Annotated in this window: 19 protein-coding genes; 2 read left to right on the top strand and 17 right to left on the bottom strand. The window is 60.6% G+C overall.

Annotated features, from left to right (window positions below):
* The 15 genes from dtd to hutC all read right to left on the bottom strand — a co-directional run.
* On the bottom strand, nt 1-290 hold a 290-nt coding region (gene dtd, locus AC1DLB_RS06535; RefSeq protein WP_477784759.1), incomplete at its 3' end, for a D-aminoacyl-tRNA deacylase.
* The gene (gene pip / locus AC1DLB_RS06530) at nt 287-1,258 is read right to left on the bottom strand and encodes a prolyl aminopeptidase (RefSeq protein ID WP_018929173.1); all 972 of its coding nucleotides are present in this window, start codon (nt 1,256-1,258) and stop codon (nt 287-289) included. The genes pip and dtd, both read right to left, overlap by 4 nt.
* Before the next feature lie 115 nt (nt 1,259-1,373).
* Nucleotides 1,374-2,207, bottom strand: coding sequence for an alpha/beta hydrolase (locus AC1DLB_RS06525; RefSeq protein ID WP_477744134.1), 834 nt, complete (start codon nt 2,205-2,207; stop codon nt 1,374-1,376).
* A 150-nt stretch (nt 2,208-2,357) separates the two neighbouring features.
* On the bottom strand, nt 2,358-3,305 hold the full coding sequence (locus tag AC1DLB_RS06520) for a choline ABC transporter substrate-binding protein (RefSeq protein ID WP_477744133.1): 948 nt from the start codon (nt 3,303-3,305) through the stop codon (nt 2,358-2,360).
* Nucleotides 3,306-3,631: 326 nt separating this feature from the next.
* Nucleotides 3,632-4,435, bottom strand: coding sequence for an N-formylglutamate deformylase (gene hutG, locus AC1DLB_RS06515; protein ID WP_477744132.1), 804 nt, complete (start codon nt 4,433-4,435; stop codon nt 3,632-3,634).
* Between the two features lie 10 nt (nt 4,436-4,445).
* A complete protein-coding gene (gene hutI, locus AC1DLB_RS06510; RefSeq protein WP_477784758.1) occupies nt 4,446-5,651 on the bottom strand; it encodes an imidazolonepropionase in 1,206 nt (401 codons plus the stop codon).
* A 17-nt stretch (nt 5,652-5,668) separates the two neighbouring features.
* Nucleotides 5,669-7,078: an amino acid permease gene (locus AC1DLB_RS06505; protein ID WP_018929178.1), complete on the bottom strand. Its 1,410-nt coding sequence runs from the start codon at nt 7,076-7,078 to the stop codon at nt 5,669-5,671.
* Nucleotides 7,079-7,160: 82 nt separating this feature from the next.
* Nucleotides 7,161-8,699: a histidine ammonia-lyase gene (gene hutH, locus AC1DLB_RS06500; protein WP_018929179.1), complete on the bottom strand. Its 1,539-nt coding sequence runs from the start codon at nt 8,697-8,699 to the stop codon at nt 7,161-7,163.
* Between the two features lie 113 nt (nt 8,700-8,812).
* Nucleotides 8,813-10,336, bottom strand: a complete 1,524-nt coding sequence (gene hutH, locus AC1DLB_RS06495) for a histidine ammonia-lyase (RefSeq protein ID WP_258672053.1) — start codon at nt 10,334-10,336, stop codon at nt 8,813-8,815.
* A gap of 144 nt (nt 10,337-10,480) precedes the next feature.
* Nucleotides 10,481-11,311, bottom strand: a complete 831-nt coding sequence (locus tag AC1DLB_RS06490; RefSeq protein WP_018929181.1) for a quaternary amine ABC transporter ATP-binding protein — start codon at nt 11,309-11,311, stop codon at nt 10,481-10,483.
* Nucleotides 11,308-12,159, bottom strand: coding sequence for an ABC transporter permease (locus tag AC1DLB_RS06485; protein WP_018929182.1), 852 nt, complete (start codon nt 12,157-12,159; stop codon nt 11,308-11,310). Before AC1DLB_RS06485 ends, AC1DLB_RS06490 begins: the two co-directional genes overlap by 4 nt.
* A gap of 70 nt (nt 12,160-12,229) precedes the next feature.
* Nucleotides 12,230-13,198, bottom strand: coding sequence for an ABC transporter substrate-binding protein (locus AC1DLB_RS06480; protein ID WP_018929183.1), 969 nt, complete (start codon nt 13,196-13,198; stop codon nt 12,230-12,232).
* A 170-nt stretch (nt 13,199-13,368) separates the two neighbouring features.
* Entirely contained in the window at nt 13,369-15,051 is a 1,683-nt protein-coding gene (gene hutU / locus AC1DLB_RS06475) for a urocanate hydratase (RefSeq protein WP_018929184.1), read from the bottom strand.
* A gap of 153 nt (nt 15,052-15,204) precedes the next feature.
* Complete coding sequence (locus tag AC1DLB_RS06470) at nt 15,205-15,738, bottom strand: HutD/Ves family protein (protein ID WP_477784757.1); 534 nt, start codon at nt 15,736-15,738, stop codon at nt 15,205-15,207.
* A gap of 12 nt (nt 15,739-15,750) precedes the next feature.
* Entirely contained in the window at nt 15,751-16,461 is a 711-nt protein-coding gene (gene hutC, locus AC1DLB_RS06465; protein ID WP_161793960.1) for a histidine utilization repressor, read from the bottom strand.
* 146 nt (nt 16,462-16,607) lie between these two features.
* Here hutC and AC1DLB_RS06460 point away from each other — a divergent pair, with 146 nt between their 5' ends.
* Complete coding sequence (locus tag AC1DLB_RS06460; protein ID WP_064615894.1) at nt 16,608-17,972, top strand: formimidoylglutamate deiminase; 1,365 nt, start codon at nt 16,608-16,610, stop codon at nt 17,970-17,972.
* Between the two features lie 61 nt (nt 17,973-18,033).
* Here the strand turns inward: AC1DLB_RS06460 and AC1DLB_RS06455 are convergent, their stop codons facing one another.
* Together AC1DLB_RS06455 and bamE are read right to left on the bottom strand one after the other, a co-directional pair.
* Nucleotides 18,034-18,603: a lipocalin family protein gene (locus tag AC1DLB_RS06455; protein ID WP_064615892.1), complete on the bottom strand. Its 570-nt coding sequence runs from the start codon at nt 18,601-18,603 to the stop codon at nt 18,034-18,036.
* Nucleotides 18,604-18,636: 33 nt separating this feature from the next.
* On the bottom strand, nt 18,637-18,891 hold the full coding sequence (gene bamE / locus AC1DLB_RS06450; RefSeq protein ID WP_018929189.1) for an outer membrane protein assembly factor BamE domain-containing protein: 255 nt from the start codon (nt 18,889-18,891) through the stop codon (nt 18,637-18,639).
* Between the two features lie 284 nt (nt 18,892-19,175).
* Here bamE and AC1DLB_RS06445 point away from each other — a divergent pair.
* A partial coding sequence (locus tag AC1DLB_RS06445) for a hypothetical protein (RefSeq protein ID WP_477784760.1) occupies nt 19,176-19,297 on the top strand: 122 nt, incomplete at its 3' end.

The following is a 19,297-nucleotide window of genomic DNA, read 5'->3' as shown; positions in this document are numbered from 1 at the left end:
GCTGCAGTCGAAAAACTCGGACGCAACCCGTTTTTGGTATCGGCGGCCAGGGTGAACTGCGAGACCAGCAACAACCCGCCGTCCACGTCAGCCAAGGACAGATTCATCTTGCCCTCGGCGTCACTGAATACTCGATAGTTAAGCAGTTTATGCAGAAGTTTGTCGGCGCTGGCCTGCGTGTCGTCGGGTTCGACCGCCACCAGCACCAGCAACCCCTGATCTATCGCACCCACCACCTCTCCCGCGACCTCGACTCGCGCGCCGCGCACGCGTTGCAGCAGGGCCTTCATGCTTCGTCAGGCGACAGGTCGAGCAAGCGACGGGCCATCTGATCGGCGGCGCGTACCAATGCATCGGTGATCCCCGGTTCGGACGCCGCATGGCCGGCGTCGCGGATCACCTGCAGTTCGCTGTTCGGCCAGGCTTGATGCAGTTCCCAGGCGTTGTCCAGCGGGCAGATCACGTCATAGCGACCATGGACGATGACGCCGGGCAAATGGGCGATCTTGCCCATGTCGCGGATCAGCTGATTCGGCTCAAGGAAAGCGTTGTTGGTGAAGTAGTGACATTCGATGCGGGCGATGGACAACGCACGCTGGGGTTCGGAGAAACGATCGACCACCAGCGGGTTCGGACGCAAGGTCGCGGTGCGGCCTTCCCAGATGGACCAGGCCTTGGCCGCATGCATCTGGGCGATCTGGTCGTTGCCGACCAGGCGTTTGTGGAATGCCGTGAGCAAGTCGTCACGCTCGTCCAGCGGAATCGGCGCGATGTAGTCCTGCCAGTAATCGGGGAACAGGCGACTGGCGCCACACTGGTAGAACCACTCGATTTCCTGGGGACGGCAGAGAAAAATCCCGCGCAGAATCAGACCGTGCACGCGCTCCGGGTGGGTTTGCGCGTAAGCCAGGGCCAGGGTCGAACCCCAGGAACCGCCGAACAGCACCCATTTGTCGATGCCCAGGTGCTTGCGAATCCGCTCGAGGTCGGCGACCAGATCCCAGGTGGTGTTGTTCTCAAGGCTGGCGTGGGGCGTGGAGCGACCGCAACCGCGCTGGTCGAAGGTGACGATGCGATACAGGTTCGGATCGAAATACCGGCGGCTCTGCGCATCACACCCGGCGCCAGGGCCGCCGTGAATGAACACTACCGGCAAACCTTCCGGTGAACCGCTTTCGTCGACATACAGCGTATGGGTTTTATCGACGGCCAGATCGTGCCGGGCGTGGGGTTTGATCTGCGGGTACAAAGTCTGCATTGCGCGCTCCGTAAGGGGTCGAGGTCATCCCTGTAGGGACTTCTATTATTCTGCCGTCCGGCATCATAAACCCGAATTACTTCAATGAGCATGCCCCTTGCAGCGTCAGCGCTTGTCAGCCCGTCTTGTCAGCCAAATAGCCGAGCAGGGTTTCATAGAGTCGGTCGACCTCGGCAACCTGCCCCCGCGCCCGCAAGCACCCATGAACCAGCCCCTGACCGTAATAAAGCATTGCGCTCACGCCGGCGGCGTTGAGTCGCCCGGCGTAAAGCACGCCGTCATCGCGTAGCGGATCGAACTGCGCCACAGCGATCAGCGCCGGCGGCAGGCCGCTGAAGTCGGCGGCGAGCAAGGGCATCGCATAGGCCGTTGGCTGACGGACACCACCCAGGTACAGCGTGTGATAACAATCCAGATCGCTGCTGCTGAGCAATGGCGCGTCGGCGCATTCGCCGCGTGATGGCAACCGGTGATCACCGCCCAGGCCCGGATAGATCAGCACCTGCGCACAAGGCGCCGGTTCGCCGGCATCGCGCAAGGCCAGACACAGCGCAGCGGCAAGGTTGCCGCCAGCGCTGTCGCCGGCCACCAGCGTCCGCGCCGGGTCGAGCTGAAACGGCCCCGTGCGCAACGCACGCCAGACACTCAGGCAGTCATCGAACGCCGCTGGAAACGGATGCTCCGGCGCCAGCCGATAATCGACGGCGATCACCAACACACCGAGCACCGATGCCAGTTCGGCGCAGATGAAGTCGTGGGAGTCCAGATCCCCCACCACCCAACCGCCGCCATGCAGATACACAATGCAGGGCCAACCGTTGGTCGGCGGCGGAACCGGCGGTTGCCAGGCGCGCACCGCCACTCCCGCCAACTCGACATCGACTACCTCAAGCCCCGCCGGATGCGGCGGGGTAAATGCCCGGCACATCTCGTTATAGGCCTGACGCATGCCGGTGAGGCTGTTGTCGGTGCTGTTGATGGCTTGCCCGCGAAGAATGCRCCGCGGTTTTTCAGGTATTACGCGTCATCGTTCTTCGCGGGCAAGCCWCGCTCCTACAGGTTCTGCGTCTTCCTCGCCAGAGTGCTCTCGCTCGACCAGTCAGTTTTTCAAACTGGCCTGAACGGTTGCCACCCCTTCCTTGCCATCGAAACTGCTGACACCCGCCAGCCAGCGCTGAAGGTCTTCGGGATGATCACGCAGCCACTGTTTGGCGACATCCTGCGGCGTCTTGCGCTCCATGATCGGCACCATCAACTGGCTTTCCTGGGCAGCGGTGAAGGTCAGGTTTTCCAATAGACGGTTCACGTTCGGGCAACGCTCGGCATAGTCCGGCGCGGTCACGGTGGAAACGGTCGCCGCGCCTTCGTTCGGGCCATAGACGTCTTCGCTGCCGGTCAGGTAGGCGATGTTCATGTTGATGTTCATCGGATGCGGGGTCCAGCCGACGAACACCACGAACTCCTTGCGATTGACCGCCCGCTGCACGGCGGCGAGCATCCCGGCCTCACCGGACTCGATCAGCTTGAAGTCCTTCAAACCGAAGCGGTTGGTCTCGATCATGGTTTTGATGGTGGTGTTGGCGCCGCTGCCTGGCTCGATGCCGTAAATCTTGCCGCCCAACTGATCCTTGAACCTGGCGATGTCAGCGAAGGTTTTCAGGCCGGCGGCAGCGACGTAATCAGGTACGGCGAGCGTTGCCTGGGCGTCGGCCAGGCTCGGTTTGTCCATGACCTTCACTTGATTGGCAGCGACGAACGGGGCGATGTTCTTGTCCATCGCCGGTTTCCAGTAACCGAGGAAGATATCGAGGCGTTTGTCGCGGATGCCGGCGAAGATGATTTGCTGCACGGCGCTGGTTTGCTTGCTTTCATAGCCAAGGCCATTGAGCAGCACATCGGCCATGCCGCTGGTGGCAATGACGTCGGTCCAGTTGACCACGCCCATGCGCACGGTCTTGCAGGAAGCGGGGTCGTTGGCGAAAACGCTGGTGCTCAGAAGAGCAGTGCCGGTGAGGATTAACAGACAGCGGTTGAACAGTCGTTTCATCGGGAAGGCTCGCTCGGCAGCAGATTATTGTGGGCCCGGTGTCTTTGTGCACCGTGCCCACAACGTTACGCAGCGCCGAGTCGGCAAAAGTGACCTGTGGCGACCGTGTTTTGCACGGTGGCGACTGTCCTGATGCGTTACCAAGGCGAACACTAATCTGTGGCGAGGGAGCTTGCTCCCGCTGGTTTGCGAAGCTGCCCCCAAACCATTCAACCGAGTTTCATCAGATACGCCCGACCAACAGGGTTTACGACGGCTTCGCCGCCGAGCGGGACGTGCGGCGATCCGACAAGCTCCCTCGCCACAAAGGCCCGTTCGCCACAGGGTTACGCGCTGTAATGCTTTTCGCCCCACGCCAACAACCCTTGCAGCAATTCCCTAAGCACCACTTGCGTCGGTGCCGCCAGGTCCGGGCGATAACGGAACGGCTGGAACTCTTCCATATACGTACACTGGCCCAACTCCAGTTGCACGGCATGAATGTTCTCGGCCGGGTTGCCGTAATGCCGGGTGATGTGACCGCCCTTGAATCGACCGTTCAACACATGGCTGTAATCGGTGTGCTTCGCGCAGATCGCTTCCAGCTGTGTGGCCAACTGTGGATCGCAGCTGGCGCCATTGAAGGTGCCGAGGTTGAAATCCGGCAGCTTGCCGTCGAACAGGTGCGGAATCACCGAACGGATCGAGTGCGCGTCGAACAGCAGCGCGTAGCCGAACTCGGCTTTCAGCCGCGCCAGCTCTTCCTGCAAGGTGCGGTGGTACGGCGTCCAGATCTGCTCCAGATACGTCGCCCGTTCCGCAGCCGACGGCTCCAGCCCTTCGCGGAACAACGGCACGCCATCGAACAGCGTCGCCGGATACAGACCGGTGGTGGCGCCGACATATAAAGGCTTGTCGTCGGACGGCCGATTCAGGTCGATGACAAACCGCGAGTACTCGGCCGCCAGGGTGCTGGCGCCCAGTTCGGCAGCGAACTCATAAAGCCGTGGAATGTGCCAGTCAGTGTCCGGCAGGCTTTTCGCGTCGGGGATCAACCCCGCTTCCACCGTCGGGGTCAGGCGCAGGCCGGCGTGGGGCATGCTGATCAGCAGTGGCACGCGGCCTTGTTTGAAGTTCAGAACCTTATCCACAACCGCTCTCCTACAGATTTGATTCAACGCCGTGACGCACGACGCGTTTTTCCAGGTCGCCGCCCAGCCAGTACGACAGGTCGGCCGGACGATCGATTTGCCAGGCGACGAAGTCTGCGACCTTGCCGGCTTCCAGCGAACCGTGGGTTTGGCCCATGCCCAAGGYGGTGGCGGCATGAATAGTCGCGCCCGCCAGCGCCTCTTCCGGGGTCATGCGGAAGCAGGTGCAGGCCATGTTCAGCATCAAGCGCAACGACAACGCCGGCGAAGTGCCCGGGTTAAGGTCGCTGGCGATGGCGATTTTCACACCGTGTTTGCGCAGGGCTTCCATCGGCGGCAATTGGGTTTCCCGCAAGAAGTAAAACGCGCCGGGCAGCAATACCGCGACGGTGCCGGACTTGGCCATGGCGATGGCGTCGGCTTCGGTCATGAATTCCAGATGATCGGCGGACAGTGCGTGGTAACGCGCCGCCAGGCTCGAACCGTGCAGCGATGACAATTGCTCGGCGTGCAGCTTCACCGGCAAGCCGAGGCTCTGCGCGGCGACGAACACCCGCTCGACCTGCTCTGGCGAAAACGCCAGGTATTCACAGAAAGCRTCTACCGCATCCACCAGCCCTTCGGCCGCCAGGGCCGGGAGCATTTCGCTGCAGATGTGATCGATGTAGGCGTCGGCGCGGTCGGTGTATTCCGGCGGCAAGGCGTGGGCCGCCAGGCACGTGCTGCGCACGCTAACGGGTAGCTCGGCGCCGAGACGACGGATCACCCGCAGGATCTTGCGTTCGCTGGCCAGGTCCAGGCCGTAGCCGGATTTCATTTCGACGGTGGTCACGCCATCACGCATCAGGCTTTTCAGACGCTTGGCGGCGCTGGCGAACAGTTCGTCTTCACTGGCGGCGCGGGTGGCGCGCACGGTGCTGGCAATGCCGCCGCCGGCAGCGGCGATTTCCGCGTAGCTGACGCCTTGCAGGCGCTGCTCGAATTCGCCGCTGCGGTTGCCGCCGAATACCGTATGGGTGTGGCAGTCGATCAGGCCCGGGGTGACCCAGGCCCCGCTCAAGTCATTGACCGCCGGGTACTCGCCGGCCGGCAGTTCGGCGCGTGGGCCGATCCACTCAATGTGCGCACCGGACGTCACGATGGCCGCATCCTCGATGATCGAGTAGACGCCTTGCGCCATGGTTGCGACGTGGCAGTGTTGCCAGAGCGTTTTCATCCTTGGCCTCCGTTAGGTTATCGATGAGAAAAAATGGGTTCCTGTTCCACCGGTACCGCCTTGCCTGCCGCCGGTTTGACCCACGTCAGGTAGGCCAGCACCAGCAACACAATCCAGACCACGCCGACGATCAACGCCGCCTGGGTATCCGGGAAATAACCCAGCACGCCGAAGATGAACAGCATGAAGGCAATCGCCGCCATCGGCGCATAGGGCCAGAACGGCACCGGGAATTTCAATTGTGCGACCTGCTCGGCACTCATGGAGCGACGCATGGCCACCTGGGTGAACAGAATCATCAGCCAGACCCACACCGTGGCAAAGGTCGCGATGGAGGCGATCAGCAGAAACACGTTTTCCGGGATCAGGTAGTTCAGCAACACACCCAGCAGCAGCGCGCAGCTCATCACCATCACCGTCAGCCACGGCACGCCATTGCGCGACAAGCGAGCGAAGCCTTTCGGTGCGTGCCCTTGCTGAGCCAGGCCATACATCATGCGGCCCGCGCCGAAGATGTCACTGTTGATGGCCGACACCGCCGCCGAGATCACCACGATGTTGAGGATGGTCGCCGCCGAGCTGATCCCAAGGTTGTCGAAAATCTGCACGAACGGGCTGCCTTGGCTGCCGATCTGCTGCCACGGGAAGATCGACATCAGCACCAGCATCGTCAGCACGTAGAACAGCAGGATTCGCAACGGTACGGCATTGATCGCGCGAGGCAGCACATGCTGCGGGTCTTTGGCTTCACCGGCGGTAACGCCGATGATTTCAATACCGCCAAAGGCAAACATCACCACCGCAAACGAGGCGATCAAGCCGCCCACGCCATTGGGCATGAAGCCGCCCTGGGTCCAGAGGTTGCTGATATCGGTCGCCTGGGCACCGGGCGCATTGCTGATGCCGAACAGCATGATGCCGAAACCGCCAAGGATCATCGCGACGATGGCCGCGACCTTGAGCAGTGACAACCAGAACTCCATTTCGCCGAAGACTTTGACGTTGCACAGGTTCAAGCCGCCGACCACCGAAACGATGCCCAGCACCCAGATCCAGCGGGAGACTTCCGGAAACCAGAACCCCATGTAAATGCCGAATGCGGTCACGTCGGCCATACCGACGATGACCATTTCAAATGCGTAGGTCCAACCGAGGATAAAGCCCGCCATTGGCCCCAGATAGGTGCTGGCGTACTGGCCGAATGAACCGGCCACCGGGTTATGCACCGCCATTTCGCCAAGGGCGCGCATGACCATGAACACCGCCGCGCCACCGATCAGGTAAGCGAGCAGGACCGCGGGGCCGGCCATTTGAATGGCCGAGGCAGAACCGTAAAACAGCCCGGTGCCGATCGCCGACCCCAGTGCCATGAAGCGAATATGTCGGGCAGAGAGCCCGCGTTTCAAACCTTTTGCTGGCTGTTGCATTTCTCGTCCTTAATTATTCTTATTCGACGCTAAATGATCGTTCCCACGCTCCGCGTGGGAACGATCATCAGAGAAGGAGCTATTACAGGCTAGGCAACAACTTCGCCGTCACCAGGCCATTCAGGCAACGCGTCGCCAACAACTCACTGGCCGCATTGATGTCCGGCGCAAAGAAGCGGTCCTTCTCGTAGAACGGCACTTCAGCACGCAGGATCGCACGGGCTTTTTCCAGTTTTGGCGAGGTTTTCAGACCGTCGCGCAGATCCAGACCCTGGGCCGCCGCCAACCATTCCACCGCGAGAATCCCGCGAGTGTTCTCGGCCATTTCCCACAGACGCTTGCCGGCAGCCGGCGCCATGGACACGTGGTCTTCCTGGTTGGCGGAAGTCGGCAGGCTGTCCACCGAATGYGGATGGGACAGCGCCTTGTTCTCGCTGGCCAGTGCCGCAGCCGTTACTTGAGCGATCATGAAGCCGGAGTTCACGCCGCCATTGGCCACCAGGAACGGCGGCAGTTGCGACATGTGCTTGTCCATCATCAGCGAAATGCGGCGTTCACTCAGGGAGCCGATTTCGGCAATGGCCAGGGCCATGTTGTCGGCAGCCATGGCCACCGGCTCGGCGTGGAAATTACCGCCGGAGATCACGTCGCCTTCAGCGGCGAACACCAATGGGTTGTCCGATACGGCGTTGGCTTCGATGGCAAGCACTTCGGCGGCCTGACGGAACTGGGTCAGGCAGGCGCCCATGACTTGCGGCTGGCAGCGCAGGGAGTACGGATCCTGGACCTTTTCGCAGTTCTGGTGCGAGTCGGACACTTCACTGCGCTCGCCCAGCAGATCGCGGTAAGCGGCAGCGGCGTCGATCTGGCCTTTCTGGCCGCGAGCGGCATGAATACGTGCGTCGAATGGCGAGCGCGAGCCCAGTACCGCTTCGACCGTCAGGCCGCCAAGGGCCAGTGCGCCGGCGAACAGATCTTCGCCTTCGAACAGGCCACGCAGGGCGTAGGCGGTGGACACCTGAGTGCCGTTGAGCAGCGCCAGGCCTTCTTTCGCTGCCAGGGTCAGCGGTGTCAGACCGGCGACTTTCAGCGCTTCGGTGGCGGGCAGCCATTCACCTTTGTAACGCGCCTTGCCTTCGCCCAGCAGCACCAGCGACATGTGCGCCAACGGCGCCAAATCGCCGGATGCACCGACCGAACCTTTCAGAGGAATATGCGGGTAAACCTCGGCATTGATCAGCGCGATCAGTGCGTCGATCACCTGACGACGAATACCGGAGAAACCACGGCTGAGGCTGTTGACCTTGAGCACCATGACCAGTCGCACCAGGGCGTCGCTGATCGGCTCGCCGACACCGGCGGCATGGGACAGCACCAGCGAGCGCTGGAGGTTTTCCAGGTCTTCGCTGGCGATGCGGGTCGAGGCCAGCAGGCCGAAACCGGTGTTGATGCCATACGCGGTGCGGTTCTCGGCGAGGATCTGTTCCACGCAGGCAACGCTGGCTTCGATTTGCGCCGAAGCGCTTTCGTCGAGGGTGATTTTGACCGGTTGCTGATACACATCACGCAGTTGGGCAAGGCTCAGTTGGCCGGGAATCAAATTAAGCGCAGTCACATTCATTCTCCTTTTGAGAGCATTTTTATTAACTAACCAGACGCTCCGGAGATATCCGTTGTCCGTCGCTTCCCGCCTTTTGGAGGGGCCGCGCCTTGGCACGCTGGTGGTTGTGGAAATCAGTTGAGGTTCGGTACAGCCTTGTGCAGCAAAATCGGGTCTTTCAAAACAGCAGCGGCGCTGGCGATGTCTGGCGCCAGCCAGCGGTCCTGGTCGTAGGCCGGAATACGTTCGCGCAGCAGGCGCCACGCGGCATCGGTGCCGGCGCCGAAGCGTTGTTCTTTCAGGAATTCAAAAGCCTGAGCCGCCAACAGGTACTCGATGGCGAGGATCTGCGTGCAGTTTTCCAACGCGCGATGCAGCTTCAGCGCGGCGTTGGTGCCCATGCTCAGGTGGTCTTCCTGCAAGCCCGAAGTGACGTAGTTATCGAGCACCGCCGGCTGCGCCAACTGGCGGTTTTCCGCACACAGCGACGCGGCGACGTATTGCACGATCATCATCCCGGAGTTCACGCCCGGGTTGGCCACCAGAAAGGCCGGCAAACCGCTGACGTGCGGGTTGACCAAGCGGTCCAGGCGACGCTCGGCGATAGAGCCGATTTCGGCCATGGCAATGGCGAGCAAGTCAGCCGCCAAAGCAACTGATTGGCCGTGCGGATTGGCCTGGGACATGACGCGGAAATTGTCGGGYGTGCCCAGCAGCAACGGGTTGTCGGTCGCGGAGTTGAGCTCGGTTTCGATCTGTTTTCTGGCGTGTTCCAGCTGATCGCGGGCAGCGCCGTGCACTTGCGGAATCGAGCGGATGCTCAGCGCATCCTGAGTGCGAATGCCTTTGCTGCTGGCGATCACTTCACTGCCGTCGAGCAACGCCCGCAGATTGATACCCACCTGTTGCATGCCCGGATGCGGTTTGAGCGCAATGATCTCAGCATCGAACGCGGCAATCTGACCACGCTGGGCTTCGAAGCTCATGGCGCCGATCACATCGGCCCACTGCACCAGGTTCGTTGCATCGGCCAGGGCCAGGCAGCTGAGGCCGGTCATGCACGGTGTGCCGTTGACCAGGCACAAACCATCTTTGGCACCCAGTTGAACCGGTTGCAGCCCTTCTTCGGCCAAGGCTTGTTGTGCAGAAACGATCTGCCCGCGATAGCTGACATTGCCGACGCCCAGCAGCGCGATACCGATGTGGGCCATGTGGGTCAGATAACCGACCGACCCCTGGGACGGCACCTGCGGAGTGATGCCGCGATTGAGCAGCGCCAGCAATGCTTCGACCACCCGGCGGTGAATGCCGGATTTGCCATGGCTGTAGTTGTGGATCGCGGCGCAGAGGATCGCGCGAGTCTGCTCGTCGGACAGTGGAGCACCGACGCCGCAGGCATGGCTGAGCAAGGTGTTGCGCGACAGCTGGCTGAGTTGTTCATCCTTGAGCGAGACGTTGCACAAGGCGCCCAGGCCGGTGTTGACGCCATAGGCGCGCTCGCCGCTGGCGACGATGCGCTGGACGATCGCCTGGGCATTCTCGATCCGCGCCCAGGTTTGGGCCGACAGCTCAAGCTGCGCACCGTGGCGGGCGACCGCGACCACATCCTGCCAACGCAACGGGGCATCGGCGATAACGATTTTTTCAGCCTGGGACATCTAGAGCCTCATACAAAATTCATGGACGTATGACACCTGTGGCGAGGGAGCTTGCTCCCGTTCGACCGCGCAGCGGTCGCAGATTTTCAGGGCCGCTTCGCAGCCCAGCGGGAGCAAGCTCCCTCGCCACAAAAACGATCAACCTCAAACCACTGCAGCCCGCCGCTGTACGAACCGGTCCACATACTCATCCGCCGGCGAATGCAGGATCTCTCGTGGCGTGCCGACCTGAATCAGCCGGCCATCCTTGAGAATCGCGATGCGATTGCCGATGCGCACGGCCTCGTCGAGGTCGTGGGTGATGAAGACGATGGTCTTGTGCAGGGTCTTTTGCAGTTCCAGCAACTGGTCCTGCATTTCGGCGCGGATCAGCGGGTCGAGGGCGCTGAAAGCTTCGTCCATCAGGATGATGTCGGTGTCCGCCGCCAGGGCGCGAGCCAGGCCCACACGCTGGCGCATACCGCCGGAAAGCTGATGCGGGTATTTGTTTTCGTAGCCCTTCAGGCCCACGGTGTTGATCCAGTGCAGTGCGCGCTCGGCGCACATCTGCTTGCTCTCGCCACGCACTTTCAGGCCGTAGGCGACGTTATCCAGCACGCTTTTGTGCGGCAGCAGGCCGAAGCTCTGGAACACCATGCTGATCTTGTGCCGGCGAAATTCGCGCAGGGCTTCCATGTCGTATTGCAGGATGTCCACGCCGTCCACCAGGATCGCGCCGCTGGTCGGGTCGATCAGGCGGTTGAAGTGACGCACCAGGGTCGACTTGCCGGAACCCGACAGGCCCATGATCACGAAGATCTCGCCGGTGCCGATGCTCAGCGACAGGTCATTCACGCCAACCACGCAACCGGTTTCGGCCAGTACCTGGTCTTTGGTTTTGCCCTGGCTAATCATGGCCAGCGCATCCTTGGAACGGTTGCCGAAAATCTTGAAGACGTTTTTGACTTCGATCTTGCTGATGGCTGCGTTGCTCATTTGCTCACCTCATGCCGTGCACGACCGTACGCCTGTGTAATGCGGTCGATCACCACTGCCAGAATCACGATCGCCAGACCGGCCTCAAGACCACGTCCGACGTTGAGGGTCTGAATCCCCACCAATACGTCTTCACCCAAGCCACGGGCACCGATCATCGAGGCGATCACCACCATCGACAGGGCCATCATGGTGGTCTGGTTGATCCCGGCCATGATGCTCGGCAGGGCCAGCGGCAGTTGCACGCCGAACAGTTGCTGCCAGCGGTTGGCACCGAAGGCGTTGATCGCTTCCATCACTTCACCGTCAACCTGGCGAATACCCAGATCGGTCAGGCGGATCAGCGGCGGCGCAGCGTAAATAACGGTAGCGAAAATCGCCGGGACCTTGCCCAGGCCGAACAGCATCAGCACCGGGATCAGGTACACAAAGCTCGGCATGGTTTGCATGATGTCCAGCAACGGCATCAACACCGAACGCAGGCGATTGCTGCGCGCAGAAAGAATGCCCAACGGAATGCCGATCAGCACCGAGATGACCGTCGCCACCATCATCAGCGCCAGGGTCTGCATCAGCTTGTCCCAGAGACCGACCGCGCCCACCAGGAACAGCAGGCCGACGATGACCGCCGTGGTCACGACTTTGCGGGTCGCGTGCCAAGCCACGCCCGCCACGATCGCCAGCATCAGCCACCAGGGCGCCGCACGCAGCAGCCCTTCAAGATTGACGATGGCCCACAGCAGGGTGTCAGAGATGCTGCGGAACACGTCGCCGTAGTTGGTGACCAGCGTATCGACCCAACCGTTGACCCAGTCGGCGATGGAAAAGGTAAAGCTTTCGGGAAACATAAGAGACTCTCAATCAAGGGGTTGCGATCAAGCATCCGACTGCCGTTGCCGACAGTCGGAGAGGCTCAACCTACAAGGCCGCGTCGATTTTCTTGGCTGCGTCTTCGCTCACCCACGCGTGCCAGACTTCAGGATGTTCCTTCAAGAAGATCTTGGCCAGTTTTGGCGACTCGATCCGCTCTTTGGCCATACGCCCCAGGTTCTGATTCAACAGGTCGATCGGCAGGTTGACCTTTTCCAGCACGGTCACCAGTTCCGGGGCCTGCTCGTGGAAAGTCTTGGAGAGGCCGACCTTGATGGTCACGCGCTTGTCGACACCCGGTTTTTCTTCCAGTTTGACCACGTCGATCTGGCCCATCAGCGGGGTTGGCGACCAGTAGTAGAAAAGGATCGGCTCGCCACGCTTGTAGCTCGACAGCACCGCCGCATCCAGCGCCGGGCCGGTGCCTGGACGGAAGTTGGTGTAGCTGTTTTCCAGGCCGTAGCTTTTCAGCATTTCGCTGTTATCCAGCTCGCAGGTCCAGCCGGCCGGGCAATTGTAGAAACGCCCTTTGGATGGCTCTTCGGCGTCCTTGAATACCGCGGAATATTTAGCCAGATCGGCAATGTTTTTCAGGTCCGGAGCCTTGGCTTCCAGTTTGCGCTTGGCGTCGCCTTCGATCACGTAGCGCGGCACGTACCAGCCTTCGACGGCACCCACCACCGGAGCGCCGACACCGACGACCTTGCCGGCCTTCTCGGCCTTGTTCCAGACTTCGCTGCGGCCGACCCACTCTTCGGCGAACACTTGGATGTCGTTGCTGCTCAGGGCGTTTTCCATGGTGATGGAGTTGCCCGGCAGGCTGTCGGTCTTGCAGTCGTAGCCTTTCTCCAACACGACTTGCAGCACGTCGGTCAGCAGCATGGCGCTTTCCCAGTTCAGGCCGGCGAATTTCACCGGTTTACCCGATTCGCACCAGCCAGCCGCCTGGGTAGCACCGGCACTGGCCAGCAGGCCCATGGAAAGCAAAGTGGTCAGCAGGGTCTTGTTCGATTTCATTGTGTGACGCTCCTAATCATGAGTTGGCTTACGGCAGTCAAGAGGCATCCAGCCCTGTCCACGTCCAATCAGGCCTGCGCTACGCGCGACCCGCCCCGCTTATTGTTGGGTCTGCAACATCGTGATCTCTGCAGGAGCTGCCGCGACAGCTCCTGCAGTGGTCTTTTCTCTTATTTGCCGGTGATCATCGGCAGGTTCAGCCCCTGTTCCTTGGCGCAGTCGATCGCGATCTGGTAACCCGCATCGGCGTGACGCATGACACCGGTGGCCGGGTCGTTGTGCAGCACGCGAGCGATACGCTCGGCCGCTTCGTCAGTACCGTCGCAGACAATCACCATGCCCGAGTGCTGGGAGAAGCCCATGCCGACGCCGCCGCCGTGGTGCAGGGAAACCCAGGTCGCGCCGCTCGCGGTGTTCAGCAGAGCGTTGAGCAGTGGCCAGTCGGACACGGCGTCGGAACCGTCCTGCATCGATTCGGTTTCGCGGTTCGGGCTGGATACGGAGCCGGAGTCCAGGTGGTCGCGACCGATCACGATTGGCGCGGACAATTCACCGCTACGGACCATTTCGTTGAACGCCAGACCGAGCTTGGCGCGCAGGCCCAGGCCAACCCAGCAGATACGTGCCGGCAGACCCTGGAAGCTGATGCGCTCGCGAGCCATGTCCAGCCAGTTGTGCAGGTGGGCGTCGTCCGGGATCAGTTCTTTGACTTTGGCGTCGGTCTTGTAGATGTCCTGCGGGTCGCCCGACAGTGCAGCCCAACGGAACGGGCCGATGCCACGGCAGAACAGTGGACGGATGTAAGCCGGTACGAAACCCGGGAAGTCGAATGCGTTTTCCACGCCTTCTTCTTGCGCCATCTGACGGATGTTGTTGCCGTAGTCGAAGGTCGGCACGCCCATTTTCTGGAAGTCCAGCATCGCTTTAACGTGCACGGCCATCGATTGCTTGGCGGCCTTGACCACGGCAGCAGGTTCGGTCTTGGCGCGAGCGCGGTATTCGTCCCAGGTCCAGCCGGCCGGCAGGTAGCCGTTGAGCGGGTCGTGGGCGCTGGTCTGGTCGGTGACCATGTCCGGGCGCACGCCACGACGGACCAGTTCCGGGAGGATTTCCGCAGCGTTGCCCAGCAGGGCGATGGAGATCGCCTTGCCTTCGGCAGTGTATTTGGCGATACGGGCCAGGGCGTCGTCGAGGTCTTTGGCTTGCTCGTCGACGTAACGGCTTTTCAGACGGAAATCGATACTCACTTGTTGGCATTCGATGTTCAGCGAGCAAGCGCCGGCCAGAGTTGCAGCCAGAGGTTGAGCGCCGCCCATGCCGCCGAGGCCTGCGGTCAGGACCCAACGACCTTTCAGATCATCGTTGTAATGCTGGCGACCGGCTTCGACGAAGGTTTCGTAGGTGCCTTGAACGATGCCCTGGCTGCCGATGTAGATCCAGCTGCCGGCGGTCATCTGGCCGTACATGGCCAGGCCCTTGGCGTCGAGTTCGTTGAAGTGCTCCCAGTTCGCCCAGTGGGGTACCAGGTTGGAGTTGGCAATCAGAACGCGTGGTGCGTTGCTGTGGGTCTTGAACACGCCGACCGGCTTGCCGGATTGCACCAGCAGGGTCTCGTCGTCGTTCAGGTTGGTCAGGCTTTCGACGATCTTGTCGTAGCATTCCCAGTTACGTGCCGCACGACCGATACCACCGTAAACCACCAGTTCTTTAGGGTTCTCGGCGACTTCCGGGTCGAGGTTGTTCATCAGCATGCGCAGCGGCGCTTCAGTCAGCCAGCTCTTGGCGGTCAGCTTGTTACCGCGGGCAGCACGGATTTCAACGTCACGAAACTTAGTAGGTTTATTCTCAGTCACGAAAAGAACTCCTCAGCAATCAATCCAAACCAACCCAGGTAGTGGGCGAGCAAGCCGATGGGCATCAGTGCACATCAGCGAATCAGTGGACGATGGTTGAGTCTTCGTGACTCATACACATACGTCTTTACTTGTACATACAAGCATATGCAATCAAGCGGCCAACTTGTTGAATGAGCATCCAAGAAAATTTCTTACAGGGCTGGAAAGCGCCTGGATCAAGGGTTCTGGACCGACCTTCACTTCCAGCGCTTCACTGACACTGAACACCAGCAGAGTCCCGGCTTCACTAAAAAACCGCTGCTTGCCTTCCAGCCACTGCAACCGCGCACTGTAACGATCCGGTGCATAAATCAGGTTGAAGTCGCGAATCGGCCCACCGAGCAATGCGCAGGACACGTGACTCTCGCCATTGAAAGCAAACGGGTCGAGCGGTAACAACGCCCGCGTATCCAGGCCATCGACGCGCAAGGTCATGCCCTCGCCTTGCAGTACGGTGATCACCCGCTCATAACCGGCAAAGGTGGAAAAACCGCCCGACTCGCCGATGTCGGCAATCGACAGGCGCCAACCAAAACCATCAAGACCTATCCCCGTATCACGGGTGATTTCTTCAGTGCTGCCGCCGCCGTTCTTCCACGGCATGCGCGGGTAATCGGCCGCGCGTAATACCTTCAACTGACTCATTTATGGCTCTTTTTATTTGTGGAACCGTCCTTCCAGACGATGACGGGAACCGGGGTGGATCAAGCGGGCGGCGGTCACCGGCTGACGGCCGGACCAGGTGCGGCGACGAATCAGCAGGCACGGTTCGCCCTTTTCAATCTGTAGCAGCTTGCATTCGGATGGCTCGGCAAGAATCGCTTCGACCACATGCTCGCCCTCGGTCAACGGCGCGACCTGATTCAGATAGGCGTAAGGCGTTTGCAGGGTGAAGTCTTGCTTGAGGTAGTCCGGCGCCACCAGCGCGTTGACGAAACGGTCTTCGATTTGCACCGGGATGTCGTTTTCGAAATGCACGATCAGCGAGTGGAACACCTTCTGGCCTTCGCGCATGTCCAGGGCCAGGGCCCGCTCGGAACCGGCGGCCTCTTCTTCGAGGGTGATCACCTTGCACGTGTGACGATGACCACGGGAGGCGATCTCGTCGGCGATGTTATGCACTTCAAACAGCGCAGACTGACTTTTCGGCTCGGCGACGAACGTTCCGACGCCTTGCATACGCACCAACAGGCCGTCGGCAGTCATCTCGCGCAGGGCGCGGTTGATGGTCATGCGGCTGAAACCCAGCTGGTTGACCAGTTCGCTTTCCGACGGAACGCGGTAGTGCGGCGGCCAGTTTCCACTGTCGATTTGCTGGGTGATCATCTGTTTTACGCGGGCGTACAAGGGCGCCGGACTGTCGCCCATGTTCGCGGCCAACGGGGAGACTGGAGGCGGAGTCGGCACGGTTAATCCTTGTTCATTTGGTAGAGGTTGCTAGCTTGCCGGAGTTTACCGAGCAGGCAAACGTCTGTATATGTATATACAAATAACACACGATGGGGTGCTGAACCATGTCCGCCTTCTTTGCCGAACGCGCGCTGCTGCCTAGTGGATGGGCCAACAATGTACGTCTTGAAGTCAACGCCGATGGCGTGCTGACCCATATCCAGGCCGACTCCCACGCAGATGGCGCCGAACGGTTGAGCGGTCCGCTGCTGCCGGGAATGCCGAATTTACACTCCCACGCCTTCCAGCGGGCCATGGCCGGCCTGGCGGAAGTGGCGGGTAATCCGAATGACAGTTTTTGGACCTGGCGCGATCTGATGTATCGGCTCGTCGGAAAAATCAGCCCGGACCAACTCGGCGTTATCGCCCGTCAGCTGTACATCGAAATGCTCAAGGCCGGTTACACATCGGTCGCTGAATTTCATTACGTCCATCACGACAATAATGGCCAGCCGTATGCGGACCCGGCCGAACTGGCACTGCGCATCAGCCAGGCCGCCAGCTCTGCCGGTATCGGTTTGACCTTGCTGCCGGTGCTCTACAGCCATTCCGGTTTTGGCGGACAGACCCCGAACGAAGGCCAGCGCCGCTTTATCAACAGCACCGAAAACTACCTGAAGCTTCAGTCGCGTTTGCAGCCGATTCTGGCGCAGCAACCGGCGCAGTCGCTCGGCCTGTGTTTCCACTCGTTACGCGCGGTCACACCGCAGCAGATCAGCGAAGTGCTGACAGCCAGCGACAAGCAGTGCCCGGTGCACATTCACATCGCCGAGCAGCAGAAGGAAGTCGACGACTGCCTTGGCTGGAGCGGTCGCCGTCCACTGCAATGGCTGTACGAAAACACCGAAGTCGATCAACGCTGGTGCCTGGTCCACGCCACCCACGCCAACCCGGAAGAAGTCACGCTCATGGCCAAGAGCCGCGCCATCGCCGGCCTGTGCCTGACCACTGAAGCCAACCTCGGCGACGGGATTTTCCCGGCGGTGGACTTCCTGGCGCAGGGCGGGCGCATGGGTATCGGTTCCGACAGCCATGTATCGTTGAGCGTGGTGGAAGAATTGCGCTGGCTGGAATACGGCCAGCGTCTGCGCGATCAGCGGCGTAATCGGTTGTATGGCGCGAATCAGCCGATGGTCGGCCGCACGCTGTATGACGCCGCGCTAGATGGCGGCGCCCAGGCGTTGGGGCAGCCGATCGGCGCCCTGGAAGTCGGCAAGCGCGCGGATTGGTTGGTGCTGGACGGCAACGATCCGTACCTGGCGACGGCCAGTGGCGACGGGATTCTCAATCGTTGGCTATTTGCCGGTGGCGATCGCCAGGTGCGGGATGTRCTGGTCAATGGCCAGTGGGTCGTGCGCGATGGGCGGCATGCCGACGAGGAAGAGAGTAACCGGGCATTCACTCAAGTCCTGCGCGATCTCTTGGGCTGACGCAAAAAAAACTGTGGGAGCGAGCCTGCTCACTCCCACAGTTTTTGCTTTTCGGTGACCGTTAGTTCGAGGTCTTGGCCATCTTGGCATCCGACGTACGCCAGATCAGTCGCGTCGTGTCATAGCCCTGCTGACGCGCCCTGCTCAGCAGTTCTTCACGCACTACGCCATTGACCGTCGGGGTCCGTGACAGCAGCCAGAGATGATGGCGGCTCGGGTCGCCGACAATCGCGGTCTTGTAGTCATCGCTGACGTACAACACCCAGTATTCTCCCTTCGACACACCGGGTATCAATCGCGAGAACCAGGTGTCGAATTCGACCCACAGCTTGTCGGCCTTGCCGACTTCCTGTGGATAAGCCCTGCCCTTGGCCTCTTCCCATTGCCATTGCGAAGTCAGGCAGCGGTTCAGCACCGCCATCTCACCGTCAGGCTTGAGGCTGTAATGGGCTTCGGATTGCGCACAGTTACGCTGGAAATACACCGGCAGACGCGCCAATTCGTACCAGGTTCCCTGGTAACGCTTGAGGTTGACACTATTGACGGTCTTGGGCGCCAACGGATCTACGCCAGAAGAGGCGCAGCCGGCCAATACCAGGCCGGCAAAAAGAACGATCAGGAACCGCTTCATTATTTTTTTCTCCCGTGGGCGAAAAGCCCCGGTTTACTTCAGGCCTTGGCCCGAAAACATCAGCACTTTGTCACCGGCATACTGCACGCTGATAAAGCTGTTTTTGTCGCCCCAGGTGCAGCTGGACATGCCGAGTGCGCCCGAGCAATCGGTGGGTTTGCCCAGCAAGGTTTCAACCTGAGCCTTGGGCATGCCGGTCGACAGCTTCGAATAATTTTCCTGATTGATCTTGCTGCACGCGGCCAACAGCACGCAGAACGAGAGCAAGGCGATAGAACGCAGCGACATGGTGTAACTCCTGGAGCGGAAGAGGGGTGGCATGTTGCCAACCAGAAGCTTAGAAGAGAAAACCCTAATCTGGTTCCCCGACCGTCCGCCTATTTATTAGGCCACTCGTCAGCCTTTTACCGATAAATCAGCCCCTTTCTCAGGTCATTGGGTATTTCGTCGGTTTTCGTCAATACCCGCCTAATCTTTGGCGCTGGCCAGTCGACATAAAAGCAGCGCCAAGCCCTCGACTGTGGCAAATTGACGCCCCTTTGCTGACCAGCCACTGCGCGGTAGATCATTTAATGACCAGAAACATGAAATTCAGCCACAAGATCTTGTTGGCAGCCGCTCTCGTGGTGGCCGTTGCATTCGCCTGTTTCATCCTGTTCAACGATTACCGCCAGCGTCAAACCCTGCGCAGCAG

Source organism: Pseudomonas sp. 05N434, from assembly GCF_056396965.1.
Note: the sequence above shows the minus strand (reverse complement) of the source record. Positions and strands in the feature narration are given on the sequence as shown.

Bases quoted from the DNA above. Each gene is read 5' to 3' on its own strand.
- hutC (WP_161793960.1), bottom strand. From the start codon at position 16,461: ATGGGCGACAGTCCGGCGCCCTTGTACGCCCGCGTAAAACAGATGATC.
- AC1DLB_RS06525 (WP_477744134.1), bottom strand. From the start codon at position 2,207: ATGCGTCAGGCCTATAACGAGATGTGCCGGGCATTTACCCCGCCGCAT.
- AC1DLB_RS06490 (WP_018929181.1), bottom strand. From the start codon at position 11,311: ATGAGCAACGCAGCCATCAGCAAGATCGAAGTCAAAAACGTCTTCAAG.
- AC1DLB_RS06470 (WP_477784757.1), bottom strand. From the start codon at position 15,738: ATGAGTCAGTTGAAGGTATTACGCGCGGCCGATTACCCGCGCATGCCG.
- AC1DLB_RS06520 (WP_477744133.1), bottom strand. From the start codon at position 3,305: ATGAAACGACTGTTCAACCGCTGTCTGTTAATCCTCACCGGCACTGCT.
- pip (WP_018929173.1), bottom strand. From the start codon at position 1,258: ATGCAGACTTTGTACCCGCAGATCAAACCCCACGCCCGGCACGATCTG.
- AC1DLB_RS06455 (WP_064615892.1), bottom strand. From the start codon at position 18,603: ATGAAGCGGTTCCTGATCGTTCTTTTTGCCGGCCTGGTATTGGCCGGC.
- AC1DLB_RS06485 (WP_018929182.1), bottom strand. From the start codon at position 12,159: ATGTTTCCCGAAAGCTTTACCTTTTCCATCGCCGACTGGGTCAACGGT.
- AC1DLB_RS06480 (WP_018929183.1), bottom strand. From the start codon at position 13,198: ATGAAATCGAACAAGACCCTGCTGACCACTTTGCTTTCCATGGGCCTG.
- bamE (WP_018929189.1), bottom strand. From the start codon at position 18,891: ATGTCGCTGCGTTCTATCGCCTTGCTCTCGTTCTGCGTGCTGTTGGCC.
- AC1DLB_RS06505 (WP_018929178.1), bottom strand. From the start codon at position 7,078: ATGCAACAGCCAGCAAAAGGTTTGAAACGCGGGCTCTCTGCCCGACAT.